This is a genomic window from Streptomyces sp. NPDC004266, assembly GCF_042874095.1.
Taxonomy (GTDB): domain Bacteria; phylum Actinomycetota; class Actinomycetes; order Streptomycetales; family Streptomycetaceae; genus Streptomyces.
Window position 1 is genome coordinate 15,368 of the sequence record NZ_JBIAMM010000002.1, and the last position, 12,421, is coordinate 27,788.

The 12,421-nt window shown below is 72.9% G+C and carries 12 protein-coding genes; 9 read left to right on the forward strand and 3 right to left on the reverse strand.

What is annotated here, in order from left to right; genetic code table 11:
- The first annotated feature begins 6 nt into the window (after positions 1-6).
- Complete coding sequence (gene radA, locus ACFYUZ_RS04765) at positions 7-1,413, forward strand: DNA repair protein RadA (protein WP_389306322.1); 1,407 nt, start codon at positions 7-9, stop codon at positions 1,411-1,413.
- A gap of 172 nt (positions 1,414-1,585) precedes the next feature.
- A complete protein-coding gene (gene disA, locus ACFYUZ_RS04770; RefSeq protein ID WP_041129817.1) occupies positions 1,586-2,710 on the forward strand; it encodes a DNA integrity scanning diadenylate cyclase DisA in 1,125 nt (374 codons plus the stop codon).
- A gap of 90 nt (positions 2,711-2,800) precedes the next feature.
- Here the strand turns inward: disA and ACFYUZ_RS04775 are convergent, their stop codons facing one another.
- Positions 2,801-3,664, reverse strand: a complete 864-nt coding sequence (locus ACFYUZ_RS04775; protein ID WP_389306324.1) for a hypothetical protein — start codon at positions 3,662-3,664, stop codon at positions 2,801-2,803.
- Positions 3,665-3,932: 268 nt separating this feature from the next.
- Here ACFYUZ_RS04775 and ACFYUZ_RS04780 point away from each other — a divergent pair, with 268 nt between their 5' ends.
- From ACFYUZ_RS04780 to cseC, 6 genes are all read left to right on the forward strand, one after another.
- The gene (locus ACFYUZ_RS04780) at positions 3,933-4,616 is read left to right on the forward strand and encodes a phosphatase PAP2 family protein (protein ID WP_389306326.1); all 684 of its coding nucleotides are present in this window, start codon (positions 3,933-3,935) and stop codon (positions 4,614-4,616) included.
- Between the two features lie 33 nt (positions 4,617-4,649).
- Positions 4,650-5,576, forward strand: a complete 927-nt coding sequence (locus tag ACFYUZ_RS04785) for an A/G-specific adenine glycosylase (protein WP_389306328.1) — start codon at positions 4,650-4,652, stop codon at positions 5,574-5,576.
- A gap of 191 nt (positions 5,577-5,767) precedes the next feature.
- A complete protein-coding gene (locus ACFYUZ_RS04790) occupies positions 5,768-6,340 on the forward strand; it encodes a SigE family RNA polymerase sigma factor (protein ID WP_389306330.1) in 573 nt (190 codons plus the stop codon).
- Positions 6,328-7,197, forward strand: coding sequence for a hypothetical protein (locus tag ACFYUZ_RS04795; RefSeq protein ID WP_389306332.1), 870 nt, complete (start codon positions 6,328-6,330; stop codon positions 7,195-7,197). Before ACFYUZ_RS04790 ends, ACFYUZ_RS04795 begins: the two co-directional genes overlap by 13 nt.
- Positions 7,198-7,240: 43 nt before the next feature.
- On the forward strand, positions 7,241-7,936 hold the full coding sequence (gene cseB / locus ACFYUZ_RS04800) for a two-component system response regulator CseB (protein ID WP_389306334.1): 696 nt from the start codon (positions 7,241-7,243) through the stop codon (positions 7,934-7,936).
- 47 nt (positions 7,937-7,983) lie between these two features.
- Positions 7,984-9,300 carry a two-component system sensor histidine kinase CseC gene (gene cseC, locus ACFYUZ_RS04805; protein WP_389306335.1) on the forward strand — a complete coding sequence of 439 codons (1,317 nt, stop codon included), beginning with the start codon at positions 7,984-7,986 and terminating at the stop codon, positions 9,298-9,300.
- Between the two features lie 60 nt (positions 9,301-9,360).
- On the opposite strand, the gene ACFYUZ_RS04810 is transcribed toward cseC, so the two are convergent.
- Complete coding sequence (locus ACFYUZ_RS04810; protein ID WP_389306337.1) at positions 9,361-10,947, reverse strand: MDR family MFS transporter; 1,587 nt, start codon at positions 10,945-10,947, stop codon at positions 9,361-9,363.
- 101 nt (positions 10,948-11,048) lie between these two features.
- On the opposite strand from ACFYUZ_RS04810, the gene ACFYUZ_RS04815 reads away from it, so the two are divergent.
- Positions 11,049-11,603, forward strand: coding sequence for a TetR/AcrR family transcriptional regulator (locus ACFYUZ_RS04815; protein ID WP_389306339.1), 555 nt, complete (start codon positions 11,049-11,051; stop codon positions 11,601-11,603).
- A 13-nt stretch (positions 11,604-11,616) separates the two neighbouring features.
- On the opposite strand, the gene ACFYUZ_RS04820 is transcribed toward ACFYUZ_RS04815, so the two are convergent.
- Positions 11,617-12,300, reverse strand: coding sequence for a M23 family metallopeptidase (locus ACFYUZ_RS04820; RefSeq protein WP_389306340.1), 684 nt, complete (start codon positions 12,298-12,300; stop codon positions 11,617-11,619).
- Positions 12,301-12,421 lie beyond the last annotated feature (121 nt).

A 12,421-nucleotide genomic window follows, 5' to 3' on the forward strand; every position in this document is an offset into this window, starting at 1 on the left:
TGGCTCATGGCTGCCCGTACGAAAACCGCCAAGGAACGGCCGTCCTACCGCTGCACCGAGTGCGGCTGGCAGACGGCCAAGTGGCTCGGCCGCTGCCCCGAGTGCCAGGCCTGGGGGACGGTCGAGGAGTACGGCGCGCCCGCCGTCCGGACCACCGCCGCCGGCCGCGTCTCCACCGCCGCCCTCCCCATCGGACAGGTCGACGGCCGGCAGGCGACCGCCCGCTCGACCGGCGTCGACGAGCTGGACCGGGTCCTCGGCGGGGGTCTGGTGCCCGGCGCCGTCGTGCTGCTCGCGGGCGAGCCGGGCGTCGGCAAGTCCACGCTGCTGCTCGACGTGGCGGCCAAGGCGGCGAGCGACGAGCACCGCACGCTGTACGTCACGGGCGAGGAGTCCGCGAGCCAGGTCCGGCTGCGCGCCGACCGGATCAACGCGCTCAGCGACCATCTGTACCTGGCGGCCGAGACCGATCTGTCGGCCGTCCTCGGGCACCTCGACGCGGTGAAGCCCTCCCTGCTGATCCTGGACTCGGTGCAGACCGTCGCCTCCCCCGAGATCGACGGCGCGCCCGGCGGCATGGCCCAGGTCCGCGAGGTGGCGGGTGCCCTCATCCGGGCCTCCAAGGAGCGCGGGATGTCGACGCTCCTCGTCGGCCACGTCACCAAGGAAGGGGCCATCGCGGGACCCCGGCTCCTGGAGCACCTGGTCGACGTCGTCCTCAGCTTCGAGGGCGACCGGCACGCGCGCCTGCGGCTGGTCCGGGGCGTGAAGAACCGGTACGGGGCGACCGACGAGGTCGGCTGCTTCGAGCTGCACGACGAGGGCATCACAGGGCTCGCCGACCCCTCCGGGCTCTTCCTTACCCGGCGTGACGTGGCCGTGCCCGGGACCTGTCTGACGGTCACCCTGGAGGGCAAGCGGCCGCTGGTCGCCGAGGTGCAGGCGCTGACGGTCGACTCGCAGATCCCGTCGCCGCGGCGGACGACCTCGGGCCTGGAGACCTCCCGGGTCTCGATGATGCTGGCGGTCCTGGAGCAGCGCGGCCGGATCAGCGCGCTGGGCAAGCGGGACATCTACAGCGCGACCGTCGGCGGCGTGAAGCTCACCGAGCCCGCGGCCGACCTGGCGATCGCGCTCGCGCTGGCCTCCGCGGCGAGCGACACCCCGCTCCCGAAGAACCTGGTGGCGATCGGCGAGGTCGGGCTCGCGGGCGAGGTGCGGCGGGTGACGGGCGTGCAGCGGCGGCTCGCCGAGGCGCACCGCCTGGGCTTCACGCACGCGCTGGTGCCGGGGGACCCGGGGAAGGTGCCGGCCGGCATGAAGGTGACGGAGGTGGCGGACGTGGGGGACGCGCTGCGGGTGCTGCCGCGCAGCCGCAGGGCGAAGGGCGCGGAGGAGGAGGCCGGCCGCTGACCGGGGGTCCTCGGGGGCGCCGGGCGGGCACGGAAGCCGTCTCCGCGGGGGTGCGCCCACCCGTCCCGCCCCGCGGAACGCGGGCCCGCACCGCTGCGGCGAACCCTCCGCCGGGGTGGTGTCGCTAGACTTTGCCCTGGTCTCGCCCATCCGTACGAGCCGGAGGAGTGCAGTGGCAGCCAAGGACGGGGCAGCAGCTCCTGGAAAGTCCGGCGCGGGCTCCGGCAACGAAGCGCTGATGCGCGCCGCCCTGAGCGCGGTCGCGCCGGGCACCGCGCTGCGCGACGGCCTGGAGCGGATCCTCCGGGGGAACACGGGCGGTCTCATCGTCCTGGGCCTGGACAAGACGGTCGACTCGATGTGCACCGGCGGTTTCGAGCTGGACGTCGAGTTCACCGCGACGCGCCTGCGCGAGCTGTGCAAGCTCGACGGCGCGCTCGTCCTCGACAAGGACATCACCAAGATCCACCGCGCGGGCGTGCAGCTGGTCCCGGACGCCTCCATCCCCACCGAGGAGACCGGCACCCGCCACCGCACCGCGGACCGGGTCTCCAAGCAGTGCAAGTTCCCGGTCGTCTCCGTCTCGCAGTCGATGCGGCTGATCGCGCTGTACGTGGACGGTGAGCGCCGGGTCCTGGAGGAGTCGGCCGCGATCCTGTCCCGCGCCAACCAGGCGCTCGCGACCCTGGAGCGGTACAAGCTGCGGCTCGACGAGGTGGCCGGGACGCTCTCGGCCCTGGAGATCGAGGACCTGGTCACGGTCCGGGACGTCACCGCGGTCGCGCAGCGCCTGGAGATGGTCCGCCGGATCGCCACCGAGATCGCCGAGTACGTGGTGGAGCTCGGTACCGACGGTCGGCTCCTCTCGCTCCAGCTCGACGAGCTGATCGCGGGCGTGGAGCCGGAGCGCGAGCTGGTGATCAGGGACTACGTGCCGGAGCCGACGGCGAAGCGCTCGCGGACGGTCGCCGAGGCGCTCACCGAGCTGGACGCGCTCACCCACACCGAGCTCCTGGAGCTTCCGGTCGTGGCGCGTGCCCTCGGCTACAGCGGCTCGCCCGAGACCCTCGACTCGGCGGTCTCGCCGCGCGGCTACCGGCTCCTGGCGAAGGTGCCGCGGCTGCCCGGCGCGATCATCGAGCGTCTGGTGGAGCACTTCGGCGGGCTGCAGAAGCTGCTCGCGGCGAGCGTGGACGACCTCCAGACCGTCGACGGCGTCGGCGAGGCGCGTGCCCGCAGCGTCCGCGAGGGCCTGTCGCGGCTCGCGGAGTCCTCGATCCTGGAGCGGTACGTCTAGGACGTACCGCCCGGTCCGGCCCGTACCGCCCGTGCCGGTGCGTACGCGTCCCTCGGATCCGTCCGCCCCGCCCGGTCCGTACCGCCCGGTTCAGTCCTTCGCGAGCCGGAACGACGCCGCGAGCACCTTCGTGCCCGGCATCTCCGCCTCCACCAGGTACGTGCCGGGGCCGGCCTGGCCCGCCGGGGTGGCGGCGCACTGCGGGGCGCTGCGACGGCGGTCCCATTCCACGGTGTGGGTGATGGTGGCGTGCGCGGGGACGCGCAGCAGCAGCGGGGCGCCGGGGCGCGGGCAGTCCGCGGTGGACCAGACCTCGTCGTCCCGGTCGTCGCTGATCGTCAGGACGGCGTTGCGGGGCCCGAAGTCGGCCTTGCAGGTGGTGTTCGAGGTGTTCTTCACGACGAGCTGGAAGCGGGGCTTCTCCCCTGCCTCGTAGGTGACCTTGGTGGAGCGGAAGGTCAAGTCCATTGCCGAGGCGGGGCAGTTGGGGAGCGGGGAGTCGGCCGGGACCTGCTGGGCCGCGCCGGTGCCCGCGCCTCCGTCGCCGCCGGCTCCGTCGGTGTCGCCGTTCTTGCCGGTGCCCGTGGTGCCCCCCGCGTCCACGACGCCGGAGTCCGCGCCGGCGTCGGTGCCCGCGTCCGCGCCGGCGGCCGAACCGGATTCCCCCGAAGCGCCGTTGTCGCCCGCGGTGTCGCCGGAGTCCCCCGACTCGTCGCGTCCGCCGGGCTGTTGGCTGATCGCCGGTCCGGTGCCGGAGGGCCCGGGGGTGATCGACGGCGGGGTCGGCGACGAGCCGTTGGCGGCGTCGTTGGGCTTCTTCCCGCCGCCGTCACCGGAGGTGATGGCCCACACCGCGAGGAGCGCGAGCAGCGCCACCAGGCACGCCGCCACCGCCCTCCGTCGCCAGTAGATGGTGGAGGGAAGCGGCCCGACCGGATTGCGCAAAGATCCCACGACCCGAACCTTACGAGAGATCCGGCCCAACTCCCGCCCCACCCGCCGCCCCAGAGCCCAAGTTTTGCCGATGATCACATCCGTCGGCCCGGGGAACTCCTCCCGGAACCCCGGAGGGGCCCTGCCGGAACCCCGGAGGGGCCCTGCCGGAACGCCGGCGGAAACCGTCGGGAACCAGCGCGAATCGAGGCCCCCCACTTTCGTCAGGGGTCGTTCTGGCCGTTGGCCTGGGGCGGCGGACTCCGGATTCCGGTTAGCGTCGTGCACCATGAACACCCTTCTCGACCTCTCCGACCGTCTGTATCTCGACGTCGCCGACTTCGCCCACTCCACGCCCCACTGGTTCCAGTGGCTCGCCGAGGTGTGGACGGAGCTCGGGCTGCTGCTCTTCGCCGTGCTGTTCCTCGTCGGCTGGTGGCGCTCCCGGGAGGGGTCGAGCCGGGCGATGGCGCTCGCGCTGCTCGCCCCGGTCGCCACCGGCTTCGGTTACGTGGTGAGCGAGGCCCTGAAGTCGCTGATCGACGAGGAGCGCCCGTGCCGCGCGGTCGCCGGCGCCCCCGTCTCGCTCGTCGCCTGCCCGCCGCACGGCGACTGGTCCTTCCCCAGCAACCACTCGGCCATCGCGGGCGCCGCCGCGATCGCCCTCGCCCTGTCCTGGCGCGGGATCGTCTGGCTGACCGTGCCGATGGCACTGCTCATGGCCTTCTCCCGGGTCTTCGTCGGGGTCCACTACCCGCACGACGTGACCGTCGGCCTGATCGCCGGCGCCCTGGTCGCCCTCGTCGTGATGCGGGCGGCGGAGCGGCCCGTGCGGTCGCTGGTGGAGACGGCCCGGTCGAGCCGGAGCTCGGCCGTGGTGTGGTGCGCGGGGCGCGGGGCGCATGCCCACGCCTCCGCGCACGCGCCCGCGCACTCCGCGCGTCGCTCTCGCGCGCGCCACGGCGCGTACTGATCCCGCCGGGGACGTGCCAGGATCGGAGGTGCCATGACTTCCATCGACACTCCCCTCACGTCCACGGCCCCCGCCGCCCCGGCGCTCCCCGCCGAGCTGCACGGGCCCGTCCTCGCCTGGTTCGACCGGCACGCCCGCGACCTGCCCTGGCGCCGCCCCGAGGCCGGTGCCTGGGGCGTCATGGTCAGCGAGTTCATGCTCCAGCAGACCCCCGTCGTCCGGGTCCTGCCGGTGTACGAGCAGTGGCTGGCGCGCTGGCCGCGCCCGGCCGACCTGGCCGCGGAGGCCCCCGGCGAGGCGGTCCGCGCCTGGGGCCGGCTCGGCTACCCGCGCCGGGCGCTGCGGCTGCACGCGGCGGCCGTCGCCATAACGGAACGGCACCACGGCGACGTGCCCCGCGACCACGGGCAGCTGCTCGCGCTGCCCGGGATCGGCGAGTACACGGCGGCGGCGGTGGCCTCCTTCGCGTACGGGCAGCGGCACGCGGTCCTGGACACCAACGTGCGCCGGGTCTTCGCGCGGGCGGCGACCGGCGTCCAGTACCCGCCGAACGCGACCACGGCCGCCGAGCGGCGGCTCGCCCGGGCGCTGCTGCCCGACGACGAGCCGACGGCCGCCCGCTGGGCGGCCGCCTCCATGGAGCTGGGCGCCCTGGTGTGCACGGCGAAGAACGAGGACTGCGGGCGCTGCCCGATCGCCGAGCGGTGCGCCTGGCGGCTCTCGGGGAAGCCGGCGCACGACGGTCCTCCGCGGCGCGGCCAGACGTACGCCGGGACCGACCGGCAGGTGCGCGGCCGGCTCCTCGCGGTGCTGCGGGAGTCGACGGAGCCGGTGACGCAGGCCGCCCTGGACGCGGTCTGGGACGAGCCGGTGCAGCGGGGCAGGGCCCTGGACGGGCTGGTCTCCGACGGTCTCGTCGAACCGCTGGAGGGCGACCGGTACCGGCTCCCGCTGTCCTGAGGCCGCGCCCGGCCCCTTCGAGGCCCCGCTCTCTCCCGAGCGGGGCCTCAAACCTCTTCCGCCCCCGCTGTTACACAACCGATGGGTAGCCGTGCGTCGACCGACGGCTGCCCCGCACAGCCCCGTGACAACCGCTCCGTAGCGTCGTCGACGACACGAGGACAAGGTCACGGGGATCGGAGGCGGTTGGGATGCGGCAGGGCGAGGTGCTCGACTTCGAGGAGTACGTACGCACGCGGCAGGACGCGCTGCTGCGCAGTGCCCGCCGGCTCGTCGCCGACCCCGTCGACGCCCAGGACCTGCTCCAGACGGCGCTGGCCCGCACGTACGGCCGCTGGGACGGCATCGCCGACAAGTCCCTCGCCGACGCCTACCTGCGCCGGGTCATGATCAACACCCGGACCGAGTGGTGGCGCTCCCGCAAGCTCGAGGAGGTGCCGACCGAGCAGCTGCCGGACGCGAGCATCGAGGACCCGACCGAGCAGCACGCCGACCGCGCCCTCCTCATGGACGTCCTGAAGGTGCTCGCGCCGAAGCAGCGCAGCGTCGTCGTCCTGCGCCACTGGGAGCAGATGAGCACGGAGGAGACGGCGGCGGCGCTCGGCATGTCGACCGGTACGGTGAAGTCGACGCTCCACCGCGCGCTCGCCCGGCTCCGCCAGGAGCTGGAGAGCCGTGACCTCGACGCCCGCGCCCTGGGGCGGACGGGGGAGCGGGCGACCGTACGAGGCGACGAAGGGGGGCGGGAGCGGTGCGCGGCCTAGACGGCGAACCCGACGGCGACGGCAGAAGCCACGGGGACGAGGACCACGGGGACCACGAGCACGGCCTCGGGGGCTCCGGCGGCCCGCAGGGCCCCGGCGGCTCCGAGGACCGTCGCAGCGGCCCCGGCGGCTTCGGCGACAGCGGCCCGGGCTTCGGTGACAGCGGCCCGGGCTTCGGCGGCGGCGACCGGTACGCGACCGGGCGTCGCCGCCCGCGCCGTACCGTCAAGGCGGCGAGCGTCACGGCGACGGCCGGGCTCGTCGCCGTCGGGCTGTCCCTGGCCGCCTGCTCCACCGGCGGCACCGGCTCCCGCGACGAGGGCGCGGCCCGCACCGACGAGATCGCCGCCGCGGCGCCCACCCCCTCCGCCTCCGACGCCGCCGGCCCGCAGTCGGCCGAGCGGGTGGATCCGATCGCGCTCCTGAAGGCCGACCCGAAGATCGGCCAGCGGCTGAAGAGCGACCTGAAGCCGTGCGTCGCGGACGCGTACCCCGTGGACGCCTCCTACGGCGACCTCACGAACGCCTCCGCCCCCGACGTCGTCGTCAACGTGATGACCTGCGGCGACGCCGTCGGCATCGGCACGTACGTCTACCGCAAGCAGAGCGACCGGTACGAGAACGTCTTCATGGCCGAGGACGCGGCGGTCTACGCCACGATCGACCGGGGCGACCTCGTCGTCACCAAGCAGGTGTACGCGAAGGGCGACCCGGTCGCGTACCCCTCGGGCGAGGACGTGATCACCTACCGCTGGTCGGGCAGCAGATTCACCCAGCACGACTGGGTGCACAACGACTACAGCAGGGCCGTCGGCGACGGCCCCGAGCCCGCGCCGTCCGAGCCCCCCGCCGGCTGAGCCGTGGACCGAGAGAACGCACAGAACCCGAAGGGCACGCACGATGGCCGAAACCCATGTCCTGTTCGTCGAGGACGACGACGTCATCCGTGAGGCCACCCAGCTCGCCCTGGAGCGGGACGGCTTCCGGGTGACAGCCATGCCCGACGGGCTCTCCGGCCTGGACTCCTTCCGGGCGCAGCGGCCCGACATCGCGCTCCTCGACGTGATGCTGCCGGGGATGGACGGGGTCAGCCTCTGCCGTCGCATCCGCGACGAGTCGACCGTGCCCGTGATCATGCTCTCGGCGCGCGCCGATTCGATCGACGTCGTGCTCGGCCTGGAGGCGGGCGCCGACGACTACGTGACCAAGCCCTTCGACGGCTCGGTGCTCATGGCCCGCATCCGGGCCGTGCTGCGCCGCTTCGGGCACGCGGGCGGCGCGGGCGAGCGGGGGGACGCTCCGGACGGCGGCGGGCTCCTCGTCTTCGGCGATCTGGAGGTCGACACCGAGGGCATGGAGGTCCGCAAGGGCGGGGCGCCGGTGGCGCTGACCCCGACCGAGATGCGGCTGCTCCTGGAGTTCTCGTCGGCGCCGGGCACCGTGCTGTCCCGGGACAAGCTCCTGGAGCGCGTCTGGGACTACGGCTGGGGCGGTGACACCCGGGTCGTGGACGTCCATGTGCAGCGGCTGCGCGCCAAGATCGGCCAGGACCGGATCGACACCGTCCGCGGCTTCGGCTACAAGCTCAAGAGCTAGCCCGGCATGATCCCCCACGAGCCATCCCCCGAGACGGGCGCGGTCCGGTGAAGCTGCTGCCCCTGCGTACCGGGGTCCGCTGGAAGATCGCCGTCGCCATCGCGGCGGTGGGCGCCCTCATCGCGGTCACCCTGAGCATCGTCGTGCACAACGCCGCCCGCATCTCGATGCTCGACAACGCGCGCGAGGTGCAGATGGAGCGGCTGCTCTTCGCCCAGCGGATGTACGAGACGTCGAAGCCGAAGGAGCCCCGCTTCGGCACGAAGATCAACGACCCGGCGCTGCCGGACCAGCTGGACCAGCTGATGCGGGACAAGCGACGCGGGACGTACGTGCAGGAGCACCGGCACGGCGGGCCGCCGGACGTGTGGGCGGCCGTGCCGCTCGCCAACGGCGACGTGCTGTCGCTGCACATCCCCTTCGCCGACCGCAGCGCGACGATCATGAACGATCTGGACCGGGCCCTCGTGATCGGCTCGGTGTCGGTGGTCTTCGGCGGCTGCGCGCTCGGCGTGCTCATCGGCGGCGGGCTCTCGCGGCGGCTGCGGAAGGCCGCCGTCGCGGCCGGCCGGGTGGCCCAGGGCAACACGGACGTACGGGTGCGGGACGCGGTCGGCGGGGTCGTGCGGGACGAGACCGACGACCTGGCCTGGGCCGTCGACGCCCTGACCGACGCCCTGAACGAGCGGATCGAGGCCGAGCGCCGGGTCACCGCCGACATCGCGCACGAGCTGCGCACCCCCGTCACGGGGCTGCTCACGGCGGCCGAGCTGCTGCCGCCGGGGCGCCCGACCGAGCTCGTACGGGACCGGGCGCAGGCCATGCGGACGCTGGTGGAGGACGTCCTGGAGGTGGCCCGGCTCGACAGCGCGTCGGAGCGGGCCGAGCTCCAGGAGATCGCGCTCGGCGAGTTCGTGGAGCGGCGGGTGCGGGCCCTGGACCCGGAGGTCGTCGTCCGGGTCGTGCACGAGTCCTGGGTGAACACCGACCCGCGCCGCCTGGAGCGGGTCCTGGGCAATCTCCTGGCCAACGCGGCCAAGCACGGCAGGACGCCGGTGGAGGTCACCGTCGAGGGCCGGGTGGTCCGGGTCCGCGACCACGGTCCGGGCTTCCCCGAGGCGCTCCTCAAGGAGGGTCCGAGCCGTTTCCGCACGGGGACCAGCGACCGCGCGGGCCAGGGCCACGGCCTGGGCCTGACGATCGCGGCGGGCCAGGCCCGGGTCCTCGGCGCCCGGCTGACCTTCCGGAACGTGGCCTCGGAGGGGGCCGCGGAGGGGGTGGGCGGTGCCATCGCGGTGCTGTGGCTGCCGGACCACGCGCCGACGAACACGGGCAGCTTCCCGGTGCTGCGGCTGGCGGAGTGAGCGCATGACGGTGGGGCCGGCCCTTCCGGGACCGGCCCCACCTGTTCTCCGTACGAGCGGTCAGACCTTCTCGGCGACCTTGGGCGCGTCGTCGCCGGCCTCCGCCTGGGGCGCCGCGGCCGGTCCGGCTCCGCGGAGCGCCACCTCCTTGACGAAGAAGGCGAGGACGAAGCCGAGGACGGCGACGGCCGAGCCGATGAGGAAGGCGCCGTGCGTGCCGGACGCGACCGCGTGCTGGTAGGCCTCGCGGAGCGCGGCCGGCAGCTTGGCGAGGCTCGCCGCGTCGAGCTGGGCGGTCCGCTCGGTGAGCCCGGCGCCGCCGCGGGAGGCCATCTCGTCCTGGACGCGGCTGGTGAAGAGCGCGCCCATGATCGCGACGCCGAAGGAGGAGCCGAGGGTCCGGAAGAGGGTGGTGGAGGAGGAGGCGACGCCCATGTCCTTCATCTCCACGCTGTTCTGGGCGACCAGCATGGTGATCTGCATGAGGAAGCCCATGCCGGCGCCGAGGACGGCCATCCAGACGCCGGAGACGAGGCGCGAGGTGCCGGTGTCCATGGTGGAGAGCAGGAAGAGGCCGGCCACCATGAGCGCGCCGCCCACGATCGGGAAGACCTTGTACTTGCCGGTGCTGGTGGTGAAGCGGCCGACGAGCAGCGAGACGACCATCATCGACAGCAGCATCGGCAGGAGCAGCAGGCCGGAGTTGGTGGCCGAGGCGCCCTGGACGGCCTGCTGGAAGATCGGCAGGTAGAGGACGGCGCCGAACATCACGAAGCCGGTGATGAAGCCGATCAGGGACATCAGGGTGAAGTTGCGGCTGCGGAAGATGTGCAGCGGCATGATCGGGTCGCTCGCCCGGGTCTCGACGAAGAGGAAGGCGGCGAGGGCGACGACGCCGCCGATCGTGAGGCCGACGATGGTGGCCGAGCCCCAGGCGTACTCCGTGCCGCCCCAGGTGGTGACGAGGACGATCGCGGTGATGCCGGCGGTCAGCAGCGCGGCGCCGAGGAAGTCGATCCGGGTGCCCGTGGCGCGCTGCTTCTTCGGCAGGTGCAGGACCGTGGTGAGCATGGCGAGGGCGACGGCGCCGAGCGGCAGGTTGATGTAGAAGGACCAGCGCCAGCCCCAGTGGTCGGTGATGGTGCCGCCGACGAGGGGGCCGCCGATCATGGCGAGGGCCATGATGCCGGCCATCATGCCCTGGTACTTGCCCCGCTCGCGGGGCGGGATCAGGTCGCCGATGATGGCCATGACGCCGACCATGAGGCCGCCGGCGCCGAGGCCCTGGACGGTGCGGAAGCCGATGAGCTGGCCCATGTCCTGGGCCATGCCGCTGAGCGCCGAGCCGATCAGGAAGATCACGATCGAGGTGAGGAAGACGCCCTTGCGGCCGAACATGTCGCCGAGCTTGCCCCAGAGCGGGGTGGAGGCGGCGGTGGCCAGGGTGTAGGCCGTGACGACCCAGGAGAGGTGCTCCAGACCGCCGAGCTCACCGACGATCGTCGGCATCGCGGTGCCGATGATCATGTTGTCCAGCATCGCGAGCAGCATCGCGATCATGAGGGCGAGGAGGACGACGCGTACGCTGCGCGGCTGCGGGTCCGCAACCTCCCCCTGTGCTGCCTGAACGTTCTGTTTCGTCGCCATGTCGATCCCTTACTTGCCGCCCGGCTAGTTACTACACTGAGGACGTTAGGCCGGTAACTAGCCGGGCGTCAAGTAAGTTTTCTGGAAAACGGAGACCCGTCATGGCCCGAGGCAACACCCGCCAGCGCATCCAGGACGTGGCTCTCGAACTCTTCGCCGAGCAGGGCTACGAGAAGACCTCGCTGCGCGAGATCGCGGAGCGGCTCGACGTCACCAAGGCCGCGCTCTACTACCACTTCAAGACCAAGGAAGACATCATCATCGGGATCTTCCAGGACCTGGCGCGCCCCATCGACGAGCTGGTCGCCTGGGCCGGCGAGCAGCCGCGCACCCTGGAGACCAAGCAGGAGATCCTGCGCCGCTACCAGAAGGCGCTGCTCGCCGCGGCCCCGCTCTTCCGCTTCATGCACGAGAACCAGGCGACCGTGCGCGACCTGAGCATCGGGCTCACCTTCAAGGAGCGCTTCATCGCGCTCAACCAGTTCATCCAGGAGCCCGAGTCCCCGATGAAGGACAAGGTCCGCGCCGTGAGCGCGATCTTCGCGCTGCACGCCGGGACCTTCTTCATGGAGAACGTCGAGGGCGACCCCGAGGAGAAGCAGGAAGCCGTCCTCGAGGTCGCCCTCGATCTGATCGAGCAGGCCCAGCGGGCCTGAGCGACCGGGTGCGTCAGACGCCGACGCCGTGGGCCCGGAGGAAGGCCATCGGGTTGACGGCGGAGCCGTAGTTCGGGGTCGTGCGGATCTCGAAGTGGAGGTGCGGGCCGGAGGAGTTGCCGGTGTTGCCCGAGAGGGCGATCTGCTGGCCGGCGCCGACCTTCTGGCCGATGTGGACCTGGATCTTCGACAGGTGGGCGTACTGCGAGTACGTGCCGTTGCCGTGCTTGATGACGATCGCGTTGCCGTACGCGGGGCCGTCGCCGCCGCCGTTCGGGCCGGCCTTCACGACGGTGCCCAGGCCGGCGGCCTTGACCGGGGTGCCGACCGGGACGGCGAAGTCCTGGCCGGAGTGCTTGTGGGCCCACATGGCGCCGCCCTGGTTGAAGCTGGCGCTGAGGGCGTACGAGGTGACCGGCTTGACCCAGGCCGGGGTGGCCTTCTTGACGGCCTTCACGGGCGTGGCCTTCACGGCGGCGGCCTTGGCGACGGCGGTCTTCACCTGGGCGGCGACGTGGGCCTGGGCGTCGGCCTGGGCGGCGACGGCGGCGGACGCGGTCAGCGCGGCCGGGGCGGCGGCCTTGCCCTCGGCGGCGAAGGCGGACCCTGCTCCGGCCACCAGCGTCGCTCCCAGACCCGCGGTGGCGAGAGCAACGGCGGTGATACGGGCGGCGGGGTTCATGACGCGCTTCGACATACGGGGGAAAACCTCCGGGAAGTACGGGACCCGACGCGGACGGTCGCTGCGTCGGGCTTGCTCATCCTTGGTAACCCGGACCCCCGGCCCGGCCAAAACACCCCATCTACGACATCACGTC

Excerpts from the sequence above, each read along its gene's own strand:
- ACFYUZ_RS04810 (WP_389306337.1), bottom strand. The coding sequence starts at position 10,947 with ATGGCGACGAAACAGAACGTTCAGGCAGCACAGGGGGAGGTTGCGGAC.
- radA (WP_389306322.1), top strand. The coding sequence starts at position 7 with ATGGCTGCCCGTACGAAAACCGCCAAGGAACGGCCGTCCTACCGCTGC.
- ACFYUZ_RS04785 (WP_389306328.1), top strand. The coding sequence starts at position 4,650 with ATGACTTCCATCGACACTCCCCTCACGTCCACGGCCCCCGCCGCCCCG.
- ACFYUZ_RS04815 (WP_389306339.1), top strand. The coding sequence starts at position 11,049 with ATGGCCCGAGGCAACACCCGCCAGCGCATCCAGGACGTGGCTCTCGAA.
- ACFYUZ_RS04780 (WP_389306326.1), top strand. The coding sequence starts at position 3,933 with ATGAACACCCTTCTCGACCTCTCCGACCGTCTGTATCTCGACGTCGCC.
- ACFYUZ_RS04790 (WP_389306330.1), top strand. The coding sequence starts at position 5,768 with ATGCGGCAGGGCGAGGTGCTCGACTTCGAGGAGTACGTACGCACGCGG.
- ACFYUZ_RS04820 (WP_389306340.1), bottom strand. The coding sequence starts at position 12,300 with ATGTCGAAGCGCGTCATGAACCCCGCCGCCCGTATCACCGCCGTTGCT.
- cseB (WP_389306334.1), top strand. The coding sequence starts at position 7,241 with ATGGCCGAAACCCATGTCCTGTTCGTCGAGGACGACGACGTCATCCGT.